Annotated in this window: 15 protein-coding genes; 6 read left to right on the forward strand and 9 right to left on the reverse strand. The window is 67.4% G+C overall.

The features are described 5' to 3' along the window. Positions 1-136 precede the first annotated feature (136 nt). Entirely contained in the window at positions 137-955 is an 819-nt protein-coding gene (locus G4D86_RS01090) for an endonuclease/exonuclease/phosphatase family protein (protein WP_163988431.1), read from the reverse strand. Between the two features lie 323 nt (positions 956-1,278). Beyond that, positions 1,279-2,136, reverse strand: coding sequence for an acyl-CoA desaturase (locus G4D86_RS01095; protein ID WP_240359971.1), 858 nt, complete (start codon positions 2,134-2,136; stop codon positions 1,279-1,281). Positions 2,137-2,997: 861 nt separating this feature from the next. Here G4D86_RS01095 and G4D86_RS01100 point away from each other — a divergent pair. Together G4D86_RS01100 and G4D86_RS01105 are read left to right on the forward strand one after the other, a co-directional pair. Then, entirely contained in the window at positions 2,998-3,438 is a 441-nt protein-coding gene (locus G4D86_RS01100) for a hypothetical protein (RefSeq protein ID WP_163988433.1), read from the forward strand. 173 nt (positions 3,439-3,611) lie between these two features. Next, the gene (locus G4D86_RS01105; protein ID WP_163988435.1) at positions 3,612-3,752 is read left to right on the forward strand and encodes a hypothetical protein; all 141 of its coding nucleotides are present in this window, start codon (positions 3,612-3,614) and stop codon (positions 3,750-3,752) included. A 31-nt stretch (positions 3,753-3,783) separates the two neighbouring features. Here G4D86_RS01105 and G4D86_RS01110 read toward each other — a convergent pair whose 3' ends face one another. Then, complete coding sequence (locus G4D86_RS01110; RefSeq protein ID WP_163988437.1) at positions 3,784-4,572, reverse strand: DUF4336 domain-containing protein; 789 nt, start codon at positions 4,570-4,572, stop codon at positions 3,784-3,786. Between the two features lie 210 nt (positions 4,573-4,782). On the opposite strand from G4D86_RS01110, the gene G4D86_RS01115 reads away from it, so the two are divergent. Continuing rightward, on the forward strand, positions 4,783-6,162 hold the full coding sequence (locus G4D86_RS01115; RefSeq protein ID WP_240359972.1) for an FAD-binding protein: 1,380 nt from the start codon (positions 4,783-4,785) through the stop codon (positions 6,160-6,162). A gap of 106 nt (positions 6,163-6,268) precedes the next feature. Here G4D86_RS01115 and G4D86_RS01120 read toward each other — a convergent pair whose 3' ends face one another. The 3 genes from G4D86_RS01120 to G4D86_RS01130 form a co-directional block, all read right to left on the reverse strand. Further along, positions 6,269-8,029, reverse strand: coding sequence for a SulP family inorganic anion transporter (locus tag G4D86_RS01120; protein WP_163988441.1), 1,761 nt, complete (start codon positions 8,027-8,029; stop codon positions 6,269-6,271). Positions 8,030-8,049: 20 nt separating this feature from the next. Then, positions 8,050-10,449: an arylsulfatase gene (locus tag G4D86_RS01125; protein ID WP_163988443.1), complete on the reverse strand. Its 2,400-nt coding sequence runs from the start codon at positions 10,447-10,449 to the stop codon at positions 8,050-8,052. A 176-nt stretch (positions 10,450-10,625) separates the two neighbouring features. Beyond that, the gene (locus G4D86_RS01130) at positions 10,626-12,995 is read right to left on the reverse strand and encodes an arylsulfatase (protein WP_163988445.1); all 2,370 of its coding nucleotides are present in this window, start codon (positions 12,993-12,995) and stop codon (positions 10,626-10,628) included. A gap of 187 nt (positions 12,996-13,182) precedes the next feature. On the opposite strand from G4D86_RS01130, the gene G4D86_RS01135 reads away from it, so the two are divergent. Both G4D86_RS01135 and G4D86_RS01140 read left to right on the forward strand, forming a co-directional pair. Beyond that, positions 13,183-14,736: an arylsulfatase gene (locus G4D86_RS01135; protein WP_163988447.1), complete on the forward strand. Its 1,554-nt coding sequence runs from the start codon at positions 13,183-13,185 to the stop codon at positions 14,734-14,736. 100 nt (positions 14,737-14,836) lie between these two features. Continuing rightward, positions 14,837-15,904 (forward strand): hypothetical protein, encoded by a 1,068-nt coding sequence (locus G4D86_RS01140; protein ID WP_163988449.1) that lies wholly within the window; start codon positions 14,837-14,839, stop codon positions 15,902-15,904. A gap of 380 nt (positions 15,905-16,284) precedes the next feature. On the opposite strand, the gene G4D86_RS01145 is transcribed toward G4D86_RS01140, so the two are convergent. Genes G4D86_RS01145 through G4D86_RS01155 form a run of 3 tightly spaced genes read right to left on the reverse strand, consistent with a single transcriptional unit; the run spans position 16,285 to position 17,979 of the window. Continuing rightward, positions 16,285-17,040 (reverse strand): DUF5953 family protein, encoded by a 756-nt coding sequence (locus G4D86_RS01145; protein WP_163988451.1) that lies wholly within the window; start codon positions 17,038-17,040, stop codon positions 16,285-16,287. Continuing rightward, on the reverse strand, positions 17,037-17,786 hold the full coding sequence (locus G4D86_RS52500; RefSeq protein ID WP_338050580.1) for a DUF6310 domain-containing protein: 750 nt from the start codon (positions 17,784-17,786) through the stop codon (positions 17,037-17,039). The genes G4D86_RS01145 and G4D86_RS52500 overlap by 4 nt, the downstream gene beginning before the upstream one ends. Then, positions 17,770-17,979 (reverse strand): hypothetical protein, encoded by a 210-nt coding sequence (locus G4D86_RS01155; RefSeq protein WP_163988453.1) that lies wholly within the window; start codon positions 17,977-17,979, stop codon positions 17,770-17,772. Before G4D86_RS01155 ends, G4D86_RS52500 begins: the two co-directional genes overlap by 17 nt. 516 nt (positions 17,980-18,495) lie before the next feature. On the opposite strand from G4D86_RS01155, the gene G4D86_RS01160 reads away from it, so the two are divergent. Further along, positions 18,496-19,263 (forward strand): DNA/RNA non-specific endonuclease, encoded by a 768-nt coding sequence (locus G4D86_RS01160; protein WP_163988455.1) that lies wholly within the window; start codon positions 18,496-18,498, stop codon positions 19,261-19,263. The last annotated feature ends 147 nt before the right edge of the window (positions 19,264-19,410 follow it).

A 19,410-nucleotide genomic window follows, 5' to 3' on the forward strand; every position in this document is an offset into this window, starting at 1 on the left:
CGATGAGGCAGCGCCTCTCTGACTGCCCGCGCCGCTCATGCGACGCGGGCGAGACAGGTACGGCCCATCCGACTCAATTGCCGGGCTTTCGAATGTGGAGGCGGCGGGAATCGAACCCGCTGCAATGAGGGGGGCGCTACTTCTTCTTGTCGGCCGGGATGTGCACGTTGCTGTAGATCAGCGGGTGGTCGCTCGCGCGCTGGACCTTCTTGCCGGCGTCGCGGTCGTAGCCGTCGAAGTGCACGCTGGGCGACCCGAAAATCCAGTCGATCCCCACGCGCTTCGAGTGCGAGTTCTTCCCGTTCATCGCCGCCTTCATGTCGGTGCCCTGGGTGATGTGCTGCCGGGCCTCCGCCTTCTCGTTCATGTCACCCGTCAAGATCACCGGGTGGCCGGTCGTCTTCTCCAGCTGCTTGATGAACGCGATCTCCTTCGCGGTCGCGATGTCGCGGTTCCTCTCGTTGTCCGGGTGCTTCTTGGTGTCGGCCGGGTTGTGGACGTTCATCACCCACACCTTCTGCCCGGTCTCCTTGTCCTTCAGCAGCACCACGGGCATCTGCTTCTTGTTGCCCTCGAAGTACGGGACGGTCACATGCGTCCCCTTCACGAAGTCGAACTTGTCCTTGCGCCACGCGATCGAGTTCACCGGGTCTGCGCCTCCGTGCGTCCCCGGGTACAATTCGAACTGGTGCTTGGTGTCGTGCATGAACGCCTGGCGCTGGCTCTTCTCGAACTCCTGGAAGCCGACGACGTCCAGCTTGTGCTGCTGGATCACCTGCGCGGCGAGCTTCATCCGCTCCACGCCGGAGGGGCGGGACGCCTTGTTCCCACCGGGCGCGGTGTGGCTGGCGCCGAGGACGTTGAACGAGCCGATCTTGAAGTCAGTCGGGCCCTTCGACTTCGCGGCGTTGTGGTGGACCGGGGCAGCGTGCCTGGCGGCGTGGTGAACTTTCATGCACAGATTCTCGGCAGGTGAGAGCCTGAGTTGCTCCCTGCTGTGCACATGGTGTCGCCCGCGGGCGAAGAGGTGTGCATTTCGCCCACCCCATCCTACCTTCGACGAACCGCCGCCTGGAAGATGTGGCGCCGCATCCCGACGTTGATCAACAGCCCCATGCCGATCATCACTGCAGGAAGCCGTCACGCTGCTCATGGGCGCTGCCGAGCTACTCGCCCACTGCTTCGGCCGCCCGCCCATCCTCGCCACGCACCCGCGTGTAGAGGGTGGTGACGGATTCGGGCGGGCTGACCCGGGCGCTCATGCCGGCATGATGCCGCTCAAGAAGGAGAGGCAGGAGCATCCATCGCGGGCACCTTCGCCGCGGCGGCTGGCGGCAACGTGGCAAGTCCCAGCTTGACCAGCAACCGCAGCACCAGACCGCCCACGTCGAGCTGCCACGGCCCCCGCCCGAGCATCGGCGAGCGCGGGTGGGCGTGGTGGTTGTTGTGCCAGCCCTCGCCCAGCGCCCACAGCCCCACCCACCACACGTTGCGACTCTCATCGGGCGAGTCGTACGAGCGGAACCCGAGCCTGCCCGCGTGGCACACCGAGTTCACCATGTACTGGGCATGCATCCAGAGCTTGAGCGGCAGGTACAGCACGCACGGCGCCGCCTGCCAGCCCCACACCGCGACGATGAGTGCCAGCAGGAGCGCGTGCGGAACCAACCGGTACCGCAGGAGCCAGAGGTAGTAGCGGTCCTGGGCGAGGTCGCGGCAGTAGGTCTTGTAGGCCTCCCGGTCCGTCGACAAATCATCCACCACCCATCCGAGGTAGCTGTACCAGAAGCCCTTTCGCGGCGTGTGCGGATCCCGCTCCTTGTCGGCGTGCCCGTGGTGGATGCGGTGGTTCGCCACCCACTCGAGCGGGCTGCTCTGCAGGGTCAGCATGGCCGCGGTGACCAGCGCGTACTCCAGCCAGCGGGGGCAGTCGAAGGAGCGATGGGTCAGCTTCCGGTGGAGACCCAGGGTCGTCCCCAGCCCGACCAGCAGGAAGACGCCGAAGCCCGCGAGCACCCAGTCCAGGCGCAATGGGAGCACGAACGCCGCGAGCGCCAGCCCGTGGTAGATGGCCAGGATCAGCCCGACGAGCGGGTTCATCCGGATGGGTCTCGCTGCCAGGCTGGACGTCTGCATGAAGGCTCCACCGTCGGGCTCGGGGCGTCCCACTCGAGACAGGGTACCTCAATTCGCGCGGATGAAGCTGACTCTGCACCCGGAGAAGACGCGGGAGGTAGAGCTTCGCGAAGGGAAGGAAGGCTTCGACTTCCTGGGGTGGCACCTGCACAAGCGGATGTCGGGGAAGTTGTGGGAAGAGAAGCGGATACGCCGCTACGGCCGGGCGGACCGCCGCCAGGCCGACTGCGGCTGGGCGGGGTCGTCCCACACAGAGCCGCCCATCCGCGCCGAAAGATGGGAGCCGACTTAGAAACACGCCCCCAGCTCAACGTCCTGGTAGTACGGGCCGCTGAAACTCCCAAAGACCCACCCGTTATATTCACCGCAATGGCAATGCCACCCTCCCTTTACGGTGGTGTACGTCGCATCGGTGTAGACGAGGTGGTCGTAATAACCGCCATCGCACGGTGGCAGTGCGTCCTCCCGCGTCGCGAGATTGGAGGGCTCGTCCATCGTGGTGTCAACGCCCCCGCACCCTGCCGCCAACAGTCCCGCAGCCAGGAGCCCTCCGGCCATCGTCCTGATTCGCATACCCTATCCTCGCTTTGCTCATCGAAGAAGCAGCCGGTATGGCACGTCCTTGATGAGGTACAGCTTGAGAGCCGACGAACAGAGAAATGATGCAAAAAATCGCCCGACCCCGAGCGCATGGTGCAGTCAGTCGATGAGCGGCAACAGAGCGACGCCTCCATTCCCAGCGGGCCACGGATTCAAGTCCCGTACTCCTCGCCCATGACGGAATTCGGAGGTGCTCACTGCGGGTGCGCAGCAGGCTTGCGCCGGGGATGACCAGAGGGCAGGTAGCCAAAGGGCTTACGAATGATGAGATTGATCGATCGATTCCGGGCCGAGGTGAGTCGACGTGGGCTTTCGATGCCCGGGGAACTCAAGGAGTGCGGCATCTTCTGCGATCTGCTGTGGTCACCGTGCGGTGACGGGGAGTACGTGACTTCCCGCGCCACCGAGGATCCAGCATTCACGGTCACGGGCTACACGCGATGGGTCGCCCTTGCATGTATGCTCGATGAGATTCGTTTCTATGCCGCTTGCCTCTCGCCCGGGAGTGCGTCGTGGTGCTGGACTGGTGAGCAGCCAAATCGTGTTGCGGCGATCGAAGCAGAGTCTGAGGACTCTGAGTTGGCTGTCTTTGAGAGCGTCGCCGATGCGGTGACGTTCTCGGTCAACTATCTCGGGGGAGCCGCACTGCGCGACATCGATGTCGTCCGCATCAAACCACCATTCGCTCGGTACAAACGCTGAAGCTCAGCCACCAACGTGGCTGGACTCGGCGGTTGGGTCTTCACCCACCCAACATCGCGCGACCTCGACCGCAGGTGGGGCGCCCTACCCCGCCCAAACCCGCCGCTTCGCTCGCGGGTCTCGCAGCCCCACAGGAGCGCCACCCGCCTATATTTCTTGCATTTCTATATACGATGATCGAGTACCTGAAGGAGACGAACAGCAGCAAGGTCGCCTCCCCCGCGGTCGATATCCATACGATGGCGCTCGGGTACTTCCTCCTCTTCACGCTCGCCGGCTACTGGCTCTTCGCGACCCGGAAGGAGAAGGGCTGAGCGAGAAAGCTCGAGTGTCGTTTCCAGGACGTCAGCGCAGCCAGGCGAAAGCGCGCTCCAGCCGGGCCACCGCGTCGTCGAGATAGCAGCGGCCATGAGCGAAGAGCACCCGCCGCGGCTGCCATCCGAGCATCCGCTGATAGCAGGCGCGCGCCTGGGCCTTCCGTCCCCACGACGTCGCCTGCACCTCGCGAGGCGTCTGCCCCGGCCACATGGCGCCACCGAGGGTGAGCAGCCACCGGAAGCGCGGCCGGACACGCTCCTGTTCGAGGGCCATGACCAGGTCCGCCAGGATCAACGTCGAGGAGGCCTTGTGGAAGAACACGACCTCTTCCACGAAGCGGCTGCCTCGGAAGACGAGCTGTTCGAGCTCCTGCGCCCATGCGGCGGGAGCGTCATCCTGGAGGTCGGCGTCGAACGGGACCTCGAGCTGCTGCGAGCGTGCGCGCTCACGGACTCCCGGAGAGGCCCAGACCGTCGCATGCGGGTAGCGCGCCTTCCAGGCCGGGAGGGCCGCGTAGTGGAACCTGTTGGGCGAGACGAGGTGCTCGACGGGCCCGAGCGCATCGACCTCCGCGAACAGCGCGGGCGTGGGAGCCGTGGGAGACCAGAGCCACAAGCCGCCCGAGCGCAGCCGGATGACCACCATGCGCGTGGGGAACGGCAGGGAGACGGGGCCATAGCGCATCCGGGCGACGGGGCCGTCCACCCACCAGAGGCCCTCGGAGAGGGGCTTGAGCGTCGAGAGCGGAGTGTAGGGGCGTATTCCGTCGCCCCACTCGATGGGCGCGTGGACGCTCTCGCGGCTTCCCGAAGTCATGGCGCTGGCAGCATAGCCCACGGCACACGCCCCACTCCGAGGCGTTACGCCGTCCGGCCGTGGGCGCTGGAGCCCGTAGGGAGGGCGATTGTTGGGGGTGCTGGCTCGGGATAGAAACCTCCGAGGTGTCAGGAGGAGTCCATGTCGAGTCGAACCGTGTCACGGAGAACGTTGCTCCAAGGTGCGTTGGTCGCAGTGGCATTCAACCCGATGAGCCGCAGCTGGGCCTCCACGCTGGAGGCTGGCGCGGTCCCCCTGCCGCAGCTGGATGGCGAGCTGCTGATGGACGCGGCGTCGCTGACCGCGGCCTCGGACGACTTCGGTCACATCATCCACCGCACGCCGTGGGCCGTGCTCGTCCCCGGCTCGGTGAAGGACATCGTGGCCATGGTCCGCTACGCGCGGCGCCAGGGCCTGAAGATTGCCGCCGCTCGGGGCCTCGGTGAGAGCCACAGCACCTTCGGCCAGTCCCAGGTTCCCGCGGGCATCGTCATCGACATGTCCACGCTGTCGACCATCCACGAGATTTGCGAGGACAGCGCCTGGGTGGATGCGGGCGTCCGGTGGCACGAGCTGCTGCAGGCCTCGCTACCCTCCGGCAAGAGCCCGCCGGTGCTCACCGACTACATCGAGCTGAGCATCGGTGGAACGCTGTCGGCGGGAGGCATCGGCGGGCAGGCGTTTCGCTCGGGCCTCCAGGTGGACAACGTGCTGGAGCTGGACGTCGTCACGGGCCGGGGTGAGCTGGTGCGGTGCTCGCGCTGGCGTGAGCGGCCCCTGTTCGACGCCGTGCGCTCGGGCCTGGGCCAGTTCGGCATCATCGTGCGGGCCCGGGTGCGGCTCGTCGACGTGCCGCCCCGCGCTCGGACGTACACCGCCCTGTACAACGACCTCCACCGCTTCATGGAGGACCAGCGGCGGCTCATCGACGACGGTCGCTTCGACTACGTCGAGGGCTCCGCCGTCGCCTCCAACGGGGGCTGGGCGTATCAGCTCGAGGTGGTGAAGTACTTCACCCCGGGCTCGGAGCCGAACGATGCGCAGCTGCTCGCGGGCCTGGGCTTCCAGCCCGGGACGCTGCAGGTGAGCGACGGCAGCTACTTCGACTTCGCCAACCGGCTCGCGCCGCTGATCGAGTTCCTCAAGCAGCTCGGCATCTGGGGCTTTCCCCACCCGTGGCTGGACATGTTCGTCCCCGCCCGGGCCGCGGAGGCCTTCGTCCAGGAGGTGCTCGCCCAGACGACCGTGGCCGACATGGGCCAGGGGCCCATCCTCCTCTACCCCTTCCGCTCCGCCGAGCTGACCACGCCCTTCCTGCGCACCCCCACGGACCGGCACGTCTTCCTCTTCTCGCTGCTGCGCACCGCCATTCCCCCGACGCCGGAGAACGTGGCGGCCCTCCTGCAGAAGAACCGCGCCATCTTCGACCGGCTCACCGCCATCGGCGGGAAGATCTACCCCGTCGATGCCGTGCAGCTGAGCCCCGCTGACTGGCACCGCCACTTCCACCCCTACTGGGAGCGCTTCGAGCACGCGAAGCGGCGCTACGACCCGGACCACATCCTCACGCCGGGACAGGGCATCTTCTGATCGACGCACCCTGAAGGGACCTCCCCGTGCTCGAAGCCGCATCCCCTGGAGCGGCTCCGGGTACCGGGCAGAGAGCAAGCTCGCCAGACTCCACGGAGGGCTTCCTTCAATGCACAGCGGGAGGCGTCGGCGGGACACCTCCAGGCAGGTGGCCAGCCGCCTCGGCATGGACCTCCAGGAAGCTCCGCACCGCCGCCCCCACCGTCGGATGCAGGTTCTCCCGCCCAATCCGCTCCACCAACCCCGTGCGCCACAGCATCCGTCGCATCGGCGCCCGGGCCTCGGCGATGCCCAGCACCACACCCTCCTCCTCGAACTCCCGCCGCAGCTTCTCCAGCCCCTCCGCCGCCGTGACGTCGAGGTCGAACACGGCGGACGCATCCAGCACGAACCACCGCACCGGCGCCCGCGCCCCCGCCACCAGTGCCCGGGCCTCCTCCCTCAAGTGCCGCGCATTCGCGAAGAAGATGGGCGCGTCGAAGCGGTAGACCACCAGGCCCGGAACCGTCTCCGCATCCGCGTGCCGCTCGATGTCGTGGAAGCCCGGCACCCCTTCCCTCGTGCCGAGCACAGCATCGTGCGGCCGGGCCGCCCGGCGGATGAGGTCTCCCAGCGCCAGCGCCACCGCGACGAGGATGCCCTGGAGGATGCCCAGCACCAGCACCCCCACCATCGTCACCACCGCGAGCACCGCCTCCACCGGCCGGACCCGCCACAAGTCCACGATGGACCGCACATCCATCAGGTACACGGCGGCCACCACGACGATGGCCCCCAGCGTCACCATGGGCAGGTTGCGCAGCAGCGGCGTCAGGAACAGCGCGAAGACGAGCACCACCCCCGACGCCATCACCCCCACCCACTGCGTCCGTCCCCCCATGGACGCATTGACCGCCGTGCGCGAGTCACTCCCCGTGACGGGAAACCCCTGCGTGAAGGCCGTGGCCAGGTTCGCCACGGCCTGACCGATGAACTCCTGATTCGTATCCAGCCGGTAGCGAAACTTGTCCGCATAGATGCGGCCCGCGAGCACCGAGCTGGCGTAGTTCACGAGCGCCAGACTGAAGGCCGCCGGCAGCAGCGCGCGCACGGCCCCGAACTGCACCGAAGGCAGCCCGAAGCCAGGCGGCGTCGCGGAGAGCTCGCCCACCACCTTCACGCCGTCGTGCGCCAGTTGGAACAACTGCCCCGCCGCCGTGGTCAGGACCACCAGGATGAGCGGGCCGGGCGCTTTCGGCAGGAAGCGCCGCAGGAGCACCAGCACCCCGATGATGCCCACGCCGAGCAGCAGCGTCGGCAGATGGGCCCGCTGCACGTTCGCGCCCACCTCGTACACCTGACCGGCGAAGTCGTCCGCCTTGCGCTCCAGCCCGAAGAGCCTCGCCAATTGGCTGCCGATGATGATCAGCGCCGCGCCGTTGATGTAGCCGATGAGAATCGGCCGGGACAGGAAGTCCGCGAGCGCGCCCGCCTTCAGCAATCCCCCGAGGAGGCTCAGCACGCCCACCATCAGCGCGAGCAGCGCCACCAGTGACGCATGGTGCGCGGGGTCCGCCCCTGCCGCCAACGGGGCCACGGCCGCCGCGGCGAGGATGGCAGCCCCCGCCTCCGGCCCGACGATGAGGTGCCGCGAGGGCCCGAACAGCGCGTAGGCCAGCATGCCCGCGATGCCCGCGTAGAGCCCCGCCGCCGGGCGCACGCCGACAATCTGCGCGTACGCCAGCCCCTGGGGGATGAGCATCGCGCCAATGGTGAGCGCGGACAGCAGGTCCGCCCGGAACCACCGGCGCGAATAGCCCTCCGCCAGCCGCAGCCCGGGCACCCCGCGCCGCACGGCCTGCCACGCCTTCGCCGCCGACAGCTTCATCGCCCCCACCATGCCCGCACCTACTGGCGGGCCATCGCCCCGCGGAAGCGCTCCTCGAGCGAGAGGTAGTGGTCGAAGTCCTCCTTGCCCTTGTCGAGCTGCACCCACTTCACCCGTCCGGTGAACTTGCTGTCGCCGTCGTGGAAGCCCTCCGCCACGGACGAGCCCAGCTCCATGCCCACGTCGGCCGACTCCTCGGAGTACACATAGGCCATGGTCTTCTCCACCCGGCCGCGGCCCACCTTCTTGCCGTCCACGTAGAGCGTCACGTCTCCGCCCTTGCCCACGCCTCCGCCGTCGTACTTGAACTCCATGCGGACCTGGTGCGTGCCCTTGGGCAGCGCGCGGTCGGACTCGACGTCGTACCGGTTCAGCCCGACGTAGTTGTAGCAGTAGTGGAGCCGCCCCCCGCGCGCGTAGAGGCACCAGCCACCGAACGCGCCGCCCTGGGTGACGATGACGCCATTCGCACCGCTCTCCGGGATTTCCACCTCGGCGGTGACGGAGTGCGACTTGTTCTTGAGGTTCAGCATCGAGTTCTCGCTGAGCCGCCGCATCGAGCCCGACAGCAGCTGCGTGTCGCCGTGGATGAGCTCGGGCCGCCCGGCAATCTCCGAGTTGAAGCGCTCCATGCTGCGGTCGTCCAGCGGCAGCACGTAGTACTTGGCGGCCTCGATGAGGAAGAGCTGCTTCAGGTCGCGCAGCCTTTCTGGCTGCTCGGCGGCGACGTCTCTCGCCTGCGTCCAGTCCTTCGTCGTGTCATAGAGCTCCCAGACGTCGTCCTCCAGGCCATGGAGCGGCTTGGACTCCCACGGGGTGCGGTGCCGGGTCACGGCCGTCCAGCCCTGGTGGTAGATGCCGCGGTTGCCGAACATCTCGAAGTACTGCGTCTCATGCCGCTCCGGCGCCTTCGCGTCGTCGAAGCAGTAGCGCATGCTCACCCCCTGCATCGGGGTCTGCTGCACGCCGTTGACAATCACCGGCTGGGGCAGGCCCGCAGCCTCCAGGATGGTGGGCCCCACGTCGATGACGTGGGAGAACTGCGAGCGGACCTCGCCCTTCGCCTGGATGCCTCGGGGCCAGTGGACGATGCAGCCGTTGCGCGTGCCGCCGTAGTGCGAGGCCACCTGCTTGGTCCACTGGTAGGGCGTGTCCATGGCATGTGCCCAGCCCACCGCGTAGTGGTTGTAGGCCTCGGGCGTGCCGAGCTTGTCCGTCCGCTGGATGAGGAAGTCTGGGGTCTCCACGCCCTGGATGTCATTGAAGATGAGGCCCTCGTTGAACGTACCGTTGAGCGTGCCCTCGGCGGAGGCGCCGTTGTCGCCGATGATGTAGTAGACGAGCGTGTCCTCCAGCATGCCCATCTTCTGCAGCGAGTCGATGAGCCGCCCGACATGCGAGTCCGCGTACTCGAGGAAGCCCGCGTACACCTCCATCTGCCGCGCGAGCACCGGCCGGAGCTTCTCCGGCATGGCGTCCCAGGCGGGGATTTCCTTGGGGCGCGGGGTGAGCACGGCGTCCTTGGGGATGACGCCGAGCTTCTTCTGCTTCGCGAAGATTTCCTCGCGGAGCGTGTCCCAGCCCGCGTCGAAGCGGCCCTTGTACTTGTCCGCCCAGTCCTTGGGGACGTGGTGCGGGGCATGGGTGGCGCCCGGGGCGAAGTAGACGAAGAAGGGCTTGTCCGGCACGAGCGCCTTCTGCTGGCGCACCCAGTCGATGGTCCGGTCCGTCATGTCCTCCATGAAGTGGTAGCCCTGCTCCGGCGTGCGGTCCGGCTCGATGGGCGTGGTGTTCTCATAGAGCGACGGGTGCCACTGGTTCGTCTCCCCGCCGACGAAGCCGAAGAAGTACTCGAAGCCGGAGCCGGTGGGCCACCGCTCGAAAGGCCCCACCGGGCTCGTCTCCCAGACGGGCACCTCGTGGCACTTGCCGAACTGCGCGGTGCTGTAGCCGTTGAGCTTGAGGATTTCGGCCACCGGCGCGCAGTGGTTGGGCCGCATGCAGGTGTAGCCCGGCGAGGAGGTGGCGATTTCAGTGATGCCGCCGAAGCCCACCGCGTGGTGGTTGCGGCCGGTGAGCAGCGCGGCGCGCGTGGGCGAGCAGAGCGCCGTGGTGTGGAAGCGGTTGTACTTGAGGCCGCCTGCCGCCAGGCGATCCGCGGTGGGGGTGTTGATGACGCCGCCGAAGGCGCTGGTGGCTCCGAAGCCCACGTCGTCCAGCAGGACGACGAGCACGTTGGGCGCGCCGCTCGGAGGCCTCAGTGGAACGATGGGTGGGAACTTCGCGCTCGGGTCCCTGGCGCTGAAGGGGCGCACGCCCTGGTAGAGCTGGTCCGGGATGGGGAGGACCTCGCGCTGGAGTGTGTCGTTGGGAGAGGAACCCGCCCCGTCGCCCGCCTGCCGTTTGCCATTCTTCTTCATGGTGACCTGTCGCCCTCTGTGCCACAGCCTGGGTTGCCGGGAAGCTAGGCCGCACGAGGCTCCGGGCCAGTGCCCCGTGGGGGTGGCTCCGCACAGGCTTCAAGACGCTTCAACCGGCGGGACGACAGCGCGGAGGCGACCTCGGGCGCCTCCAGCGCTCCTCCGCTCCGCCTGGGCTACTGGCGCAGCATCTCGTGCGTGAACTTCGACTCGGCGCGCGTGTTCGCGTCGTAGTCGGGGTGGAAGTCGGGCTTGAGGTCGAAGTCCACGCGGAGGACCCTGCCGGTGAACCGGGCGTTCGACTTGTACTCCGGAGTGACGGCCGTCCCCTTGTCCCAGCCGACGTCGAAGGTCTCGTCCATTGAGTAGCCGACCGACACGGTGCGCGGAATGAAGGCCTGGGCCGCCAGGGCGTCGTCGACGAACAGGCGTCCGTTGCCCCCCGCGCCGTACGGCTCCGGGCCCGTCTTCTCGAACTCGTACCGCAGCTTGTGGTGCCCGGGTGTCAGGGGCGCGGTGGCGCGGATGAAGGTGTATTCGGGGCCGGGGAAGTTGTAGCAGAACACCGGCACGCCATCCTTCAGGTACAGCGACCAGCCCGCAGAGCTTCCGCCCAGTGCGACGACGGGGCCGTTGACGTCGCCCGCGGGAACCTCGATTTCTGCCATCATCTCCCAGGAGCGGTTCTTCGTCTCGGGCCCGGCGAACTCCTGGATGCGCACGGCGCCCTCGTAGAAGGTCAGCCGCTCGCGCTGCTTGTAGAGCCCCTCCCGCCCGAGCGCGCGAACCTGGAAGCGGTCGTCGAGCGGCAGCACCTGGTACTTCCCGGCCTCGGCCCACCACAGGCCCACCAGTTCGATGAGCTTCTTCACCAGCGGGTCGTTCAGGTTGGCCCTATCCCTGTCCTGCATCAGGTCATTGGACTCGGACGGGTCCTCGGCGAGGTTGTAGAGCTCCCAGTGGTCCGCGTCGAAGTCCCACCGCGCCTTGTTCTCCCACGGCTTGCGCCCGTGGTACGTCACGATCTTCCAGCCGTCGTGGTACAGCCCGCGGTTGCCCAGCATCTCGAAGTACTGGGTGGTGTGGTTCGACGGCGCCTTCGCATTGTTGAACGAGTAGTTCATCGGCACGCCCTCGATGGACTCCTGCTGCACGGAGTTGATGAACCGGGGCGCTTCGACGCCGATGGCCTCCAGGATGGTGGGCACGATGTCGGTGACGTGGTGGTACTGCGTCCGCAGCTCACCCCGGGCCTCGATTCCACGGGGCCAGTGGACGATGAGCGGGTTCCGCACGCCGCCGAAGTGCGTGTACTGCTTGCAGAGCTTGAACGGGGCATTGCCCGCGAGCGCCCAGCCCACCGGGTAGTGGTTGTACGAGCCGGGCTGGCCGAACTTGTCGAGCCGGGCCAGGTTCTGCTGCACCGACTCCGGGACGTTGTTGGCCACGCTCTGCTCGTTGAACAGGCCCGTCAGCGTCCCCTCCCCCGAGGATCCGTTGTCGCCGATGAACACGAAGACGAGCGTGTTGTCCAACTGACCCGTGCGCTCCAGGAACTCCACGAGCCGGCCAAGCTGCGCATCGGCGTGCTCGATGAAGCCGGCGTAGAGCTCCGCCATCCGGGCGAACAGGCGCTTTTCGTCGGCGGAGAGCGTGTCCCACTTCTGGACGCCCTCGAGCATGGGAGCGAGCTGCGTGTGCTCGGGCACGATGCCCAGCTGCTTCTGGCGGGCGAGCACCTGCTCCCGGTAGGCGTCCCACCCCATGTCGAACCTGCCCTTGTACTTGTCGGCCCACTCGGGCGCGACGTGGTGGGGCGCGTGCGCGCAGCCCAGGGCCAGCCACGTCAGCCACGGCCGCGTGGGGTCCGCCGAGGTGTGCTGGGAGATCCAGCTGATGCTCCTGTCCACGAGGTCCTCGGACAGGTGGTAGCCCTGCTCCGGGGTGCGCGGAGCGTCGACGGCCTCGCGGTCGAGGAACAGCTTGGGCTCCCACTGGTCGCAGTCTCCGCCCAGGAAGCCGTAGAACCGGTCGAAGCCGAAGACGGAGCCGGTGGGCCAGCGGTCATAGGGGCCGGCAATCGTCGTCTCCTCCGACGGCGTGTTGTGCCACTTGCCGATGCAGAAGCTGGTGTACCCGTGCTGGTGCAGCATGGCGGGGATGCCCGCCTTGTTCTGCGGCTGACGCCCGTTGTAGCCAGGGAAGCCCGTCGCCAGCTCGGTGATGTTGGCCATGCCCACCGAGTGGTGGTTGCGGCCGGTGACCAGGCACGAGCGCGTGGGAGGGCAGAGCGCCGTGGTGGTGAAGTGGGTGTACCGAAGCCCCTGCTGCGCCAGGCGCATCATGTTGGGCGTGCGAATCAACCCACCGAACGGCTCGCACCAGCCGAACCCGACATCGTCCAGGATGACGTAGAGGACGTTGGGCGCGTCCTTCGGGGCCTTCGGTGGAACCGGGAACGCCGGCTCGGAGTCCTCCCACGTCCTGCCAATCCGCCCCGGAAACCGGTCACCTTCGCGGTACGTCTTCAGCTTGTCGTCACCCATGGATTGACGGCCTCCCCGGACGGAAGCTGGTGCGACTCGCGTCCGGGGCAAGCAGCCCTCCCGGGCGGGGCTGACCGTCTTCCGCACCCGGATTGCACGCAGACGGGCGTCACGACCTCCCGTCCGCCCGCTTCTCCCCTTCGCCTCCTGGCCCCTCCAGCTTTGGACGATTCCCGAGGAGGGAGACATGGCGAAGAAGCAACCGAACATCCTCATCATCTGGGGTGACGACATCGGCTGGTTCAACCCGAGCTGCTACCACCAGGGGGCGATGGGCTACCGCACCCCGAACATCGACCGCGTCGCCGCCGAGGGCGCGCGGTTCACCGATTGGTATGGGCAACAGAGTTGCACGGCGGGGCGCGCCGCGTTCATCACCGGCCAGTCCCCCATCCGCACCGGCCTCACCAAGGTGGGACTCCCCGGCGCGAAGCTCGGCCTGCAGCCCGAGGACCCGACCATCGCCGACCTGCTCAAGCCCCTGGGCTATGCCACCGGGCAGTTCGGAAAGAACCACCTCGGCGACCGCGACGAGTTCCTGCCCACCCTGCACGGCTTCGACGAGTTCTTCGGCAACCTGTACCACCTCAACGCCGAGGAGGAGCCGGAGAACGTGGACTACCCCAAGGACCCCAACTTCCGGAAGCGCTTCGGTCCGCGCGGGGTGCTGCATTGCCACGCCAACCCCGACGGCACGCAGCGAATCGAGGACACCGGTCCGCTCACGAAGAAGCGGATGGAGACGGTGGATGACGAGTTCCTGTCCGCGTGCACCGACTTCATCGAACGCTCCAACGCCTCGGGCAAGCCCTTCTTCGTCTGGTTCAACTCCACCCGCATGCACGTCTTCACGCACCTGCGGAAGGAGTCGCAGGGGGTAACGGGCCTCGGGCTGTACCCGGACGGCATGGTCGAACACGACGGCCACGTCGGCCGGCTGCTCGCGAAGCTCGATGAGCTGGGAATCACCCAGGACACCATCGTGATGTATTCGACGGACAACGGCGCCGAGGTGATGAGCTGGCCCGACGGCGGCAGCACGCCCTTCCGCGGCGAGAAGGACACCAACTGGGAGGGCGGCTGGCGCGTGCCGTGCGCCATCCGCTGGCCGGGCGTCATCGAGCCGGGAACCCTCTCCAACGAGATGTTCTCGCACACCGACATGCTGCCCACGCTGCTCGCGGCCGCCGGCGAGCCCGACATCGTCGAGAAGCTCAAGCGGGGCCACACGGCCGGCAAGAAGAGGTTCCAGGTCCACATCGACGGCTACAACCTGCTGCCCTTCCTCAAGGGCGAGGTGAAGGAGAACCCGCGCCGCGCCTTCTTCTATTGGAGCGATGACGGCGACCTGATGGCCCTGCGCTTCGGCAACTGGAAGGTCCACTTCATGGAGCAGCGCGCCCACGGCCTGGGGGTATGGAGGGAGAAGCTCGTGGAGTACCGCATCCCGAAGCTCTTCAACCTCCGGAGCGACCCCTTCGAGCGGGCCGACAGCGACGCGTCGATGTACTACGACCAGTGGTTCGCGGAGCGCGGCTTCATCCTGGTCCCCGCGCAGGCCGCCGTCGGCCAGTTCCTGAAGACCTTCGAGCAGTTCCCTCCCCGTCAGCGGCCCGCGAGCTTCAGCATCGACCAGGCGCTGGAGAAGGCACGGGAGAAGCAGAATGTGCTGACCGGCTCGGTCCCGCCTCCCGAGGAAGAAGGGGTGGCACCGGGCGAAGAGCAGCCCGCGGTCCACTGACAGCGGCCCCCGAGGGCAGGACGGAGGTGCGGGGCGTGACGAACGGCACCGCTCCCCGTCCAGTGGCCACCGTGGAAAGGCCCTCCCACGTTGGAAGCCCATGAAACCGACGACCGTGGGGCTGCTCCTGCTGCTGAGCGCGGCACTTCCTGAAAACGCGTCCGCCGCTGAAAGCAACACCGTTGCTGAAGCGCCCGAGTGCCATACCGCTGCTGACACACGGAAGCTGGGCGGACACACCTTCCAGTTCCCCATCCTCCAGCAGAGCGCCTTCGTGACCACGAACGTGGGCCTCCGGGAGGGCATCGCTCGCTACGACGTGCCGGACCTGCCCATCGGCAGGGCGGGCCAGACGGACGTGCTGCTGACGGGTGTCCAGCAGACGCTGGACCTGGGCTTCGCCCTCACGGACTGGCTGGGCGTGGCGGGCTTCGCGCGAGGCACCCTCATCACCGGTGCGAACGCGCGCTCCCTGCTGGTGGACGGCGCGTCGGTGGAGCTGATCGGCCAGGCGGGCGCCATCGTGCGCGTGTGGCGCAACGAGAGCAGCGGGACGCAGGTCTCCGTGCGCGGCAACTTCGGCTACCAGAACGGCAAGGAGGTCACCATCCTCCCGCTCGCCACCAGCATCCTGAACTCGCCGGGGCTGACGCTCGAGGAGCTGATCCTGGGCAATCTGGGCCGGTTCCTCCTCGTGCCCGCAACGGAGACCTCGGTGAACGGCGGCGCGTACCTGGCCCAGGCCTTCGGCCGGATGTTCTCACTCCAGGCCTCCGCGAATGGCGAGTACGCGTGGCGAGAGCGGAATCCCTTCGACTCGGATCTCGGCGACCGCCTCACCCAGAAGACCCACGCGGCGCGCGTCAACCTCGGGGCCGCGCTCACCGCGGACTTCGCGCCCCACGGAGTCCCCGTGGCCATCATGGGTGAGTACCTGTTCACCACCGGCCAGGAGAGCGAGGCGCGCCTGCCCGACAGGACCTTGAAGTCGAGCACCGTCGCGCTCGGCGTCTACTACTCCGGCCGGCCCAACCTGCAGGTCGGCCTGGGCGCCGTGACGACCCTGAATGCCGCTCCCCGCATCGGAACCGACGGGGATGGCAACCCGGTCGAGTCCGGCACGCCCACGCTCAGCTACGGCCAGTTCATCCTCCGCTACATCTGGTGAGGGCGGAGACGCATTCTCGCAGGCGCCTGAAACGACCTGGCTGGAGCCGGGCCTGGTGGCCGTGGCCGGGCCCGGGGAGTGCGCGCGCGGGTAGACCCCCTGCCGCCAGAGGAGCGCACTCCGCCGAGGCCCCCCAGGCCCCACCCGTGGCAGGTGGTGCTGCGCGACCTGGAGGTCCGGGACGCACGCGAGCTGGCCTTCGGCACCACGCGCCATGTCGGGCCCGCGCACGCCCGGGGACACCCACGTCCAGCTCGGGGATGCGCGGCACTGGTACGAGGAGCGACTGGCGAAGCCGTCACCCTGAAGCACCCTGCCCTCGTTGCCCGAGCATCACGCCGAGCAACATGGCTCCGACGTGGCGCTCGTGAGCTGCGAGGTCAAGGCGCTGAGCGCCCGCCGATCTCCGGGAAGCGCTCGTAGGCCCGTTTGAGCGCGTCCAGGTGGGCGGGGTTGTCCAGGTCGAGCGGCGCGTCCGTGAGTTGCACAACCCAGCCACCCGACGGCGTTCCACGCGCCCGCGTGAGCAGATCCGCGTCGCGCGAGGGGTCCGGGAACCCGATAGCCTGCGCGGCAGCAGCAGACCAGTAGTTCAGCCACCCGAGGTAATAGGGAATCTCGGGCGAGCGGATGTGCTCGAAGAGCTTCAGGGCGGGCAAACCACGGGGTGGGGACGGCGGCCCTTCCAGCGTGGGAGCTATCTGCTCCGCGATGTTCCCCGAAGCGCCGTCCGGCGTCGCATGCCCCCAGAACGCGCGTGCGCCCTCTGCCACTGCTTCAAGCACATCCGCCGCTGCCGTGATAACGGCCGCGTCCAGTGGCAACTTCGCATGGACTTGGAGTTGTGGCCGCCCGCCTGGGCTCACATACGCGGATCGGTGGCGCCCGGAAATCATCACGGGGTAACGCTCATCGTTGTTACATACCATCGGAAACTCGCCGCGCGTTGCTTCCTCAGTCAACCACGCATCGCGCTGTGGCAACGCGGCAAGCCGTCGCCTCTCGGTGACTCTCCACTCCAGGCGCAAGCCGGGGAGCGCCTTTTCCATCCCATGGACGGCAGCGAGTGTGCGGTTGTCGTCACCCAGAAGCGCAGGCGCATAGACGTTGAGAATGAGGGGGCTTCGCGCGGTCATCGTTTGCATCCCGTTACGACGAATACGTCCATGCCGGGAAAACGGTTGGGCGGAAACCTATCGGCGCATTCGTTGTGCGGGACATCTTCGCCCGCGTGCCGCACTGCGATGGGCTCGCACGACGGACGGCGCGGCTTGGTTTCTGGCGGTGGGGGGAAGATGTCTCCGGTGCTCGACCCCTTTGGCTTAGGCGCTTGGTTCGCTAATGGTTCCTTAGCGGGCCGCGTTTGCGCCTTGGACTTCGCGCGCTCGCGGGATGCGTTCCGTTGATAAGCATCGATCCCCTCTTGGATGGCGGCTGCCGCCACCACCGCGCCAACAACAATCACTGCCCCGACGATGATCTCGGGTGCCGCAAAGACACAGAGGGCCACGACTGCGGGAGCGGCTGCATCCGCGTAGGCGACAGCGCATCTTCCGGTAACATCCCGAAACCTGACCCTGTCGCGATCGAGAGCGTGAAAGCACCTCTCCGCCAGGATAGGCCATTCGTTGGAGGCTTCTCGCACCACGCAATGCCCGTCATCCGTCCAGGGGTACAGCGCCCCACGCTGAAGATTGGCGAGTCTCGGGGCTCGGGGCCTCCGGCTCTCCCGGACTCGGCTCCATGGTTGCGCAGGCCGAGAGTAGAAGCAGGAGCGCGATGCAAGTTCGGTGAAGCATGGACACGTCTTTTCAATCAAGCGGGGCGGCGGGTCAAGGCTAGCCCTCGACGGGGACGGCGAACACTTACTCATTCCTCTCATCGGCGAACAGCAGCCGCGTCAGCGCTACGTCATCGTCCAACTCTGGTGGCAGCGGCCACGTCAGCTTCGCCACCCGAACCCGGCCCAGGTAGCCACTCACCGTGCCCGGCGACACCGAGAGGCTGCGCGCTATCGCCCGCCGACCCAGCCCCATCTCCAGGTGCAGCCTCAAAATCTCTCTCAGCTTCCGCATGGACAGTCTCTCTGCCGCCACCGCCGCCTCCGTTTCGGGAGGCGGCGTGGTCGGCGCTCTGTCCAGCGTCGTCAACGTTCCGGCCGGGCCTTCAGTCCGCGCGGGCCTCCACGCTGCTCAGGCCTTGTGCTTCAACCTGCTACAGGTGTTCGCCTCGGTCCGGAATCGGTGTTCGGCTTGTCCCGGAATGGGTGATCGGCTTGCTCCGGAATCGGTGATCGAGATCGTCCGGAGCACACATCCAACCGTCTCCAGGGTGAACGGACCGCCACCCCAACTGCCCCAGCCTGCGATCCGCCTGGCAGCCCCTGGTGCGATCCGTCTGGCCGACCCCGCTACGAACAGCTTGGGTGACCCGACTGCGATCCACTACCCCGGCCCGCTACACGGCGGCGCCGCCGTCCGACCGGGGCCACCGAGGGAGACCCAATCGTTGCGTTCTGATTCTCATTTTCTTGGTACTTGAGTCCGCAAAACCAGCGAAGCTTGTAAAGCAGCTCTTGAGGGAGGACGCACATGAACAAGCTGTCGGTCACGGTGGTTGTGGGCCTGCTGCTCGGCGGTTGCGGCGTCACATCCGACCTTGGAGGCGAAGGCGCCGTCAGTCAGATGGAGCAGGACTTCGGCGGCCCGAGCGGCCTCCTGGACTTCTTCGAGAGCCACTCGGAGGAGGAGATCCGGGAGGCGATGACGCAGTATGGCGTGGGGTACGTCGTCCACGGGAACGTCAACGAAGCGCTCATCAGCGACTGCCCGAAGTACTTCCCGTCGAGCGACCGGAACATCTGGCACACCTTCGATGGCGAGTACTACTTCATCGACAGCGCAGGTCGTCCGAATCGGGCGTACAAATACCTGCCGAAGATCATCGCCGCGCCGCGCGTCGACTCCTGTCAGACGAACGTGGGGCAGTGGGGCGACGCGGAGAACCCCAGCAACGACTATGACGGGGGACACCTCATCGGCTCGCAGCTCGGGGGCTGGGGCTCCCGTGCGAACCTGGTGCCCCAGGATGCCAACTTCAACCGTGGCAACTGGGCTCAGCTCGAGAACAAGATGGCCACGTGCGGGGGCCTGCCGAGCGGCCGGCTGCGCTACTACATCGGTGCGAACTACCCGAACTCCACCGCGCTCATCCCCAACAACATGACGATGGAAATCACGAACCAGTCCACGGGGAGCGCCGTGTCCATGTCCTTCTCGAACGTGGACTCCGGCGGCTCGAACGGCACGAACGAGCGGACCCGTGGCGTCAACTGGCTGTCCAGCCAGGGCTGTAACTGAGGAGGAGCCGGCGCCCGGCGGTCGGGCTCCCGCACAGGAGCCCGGCAGCAGGCGCCAGCGGTTGAAGCACCGCTGCCCCACGGACAGAGGCCGTCGTCCACTTCCAGTGCGCGCCCCCGCCCGCGAGGGCCAGTGCCTTCGTCCTCC

Origin of the sequence: Pyxidicoccus caerfyrddinensis, assembly GCF_010894405.1 — a bacterium.
GTDB classification, from domain to species: domain Bacteria; phylum Myxococcota; class Myxococcia; order Myxococcales; family Myxococcaceae; genus Myxococcus; species Myxococcus caerfyrddinensis.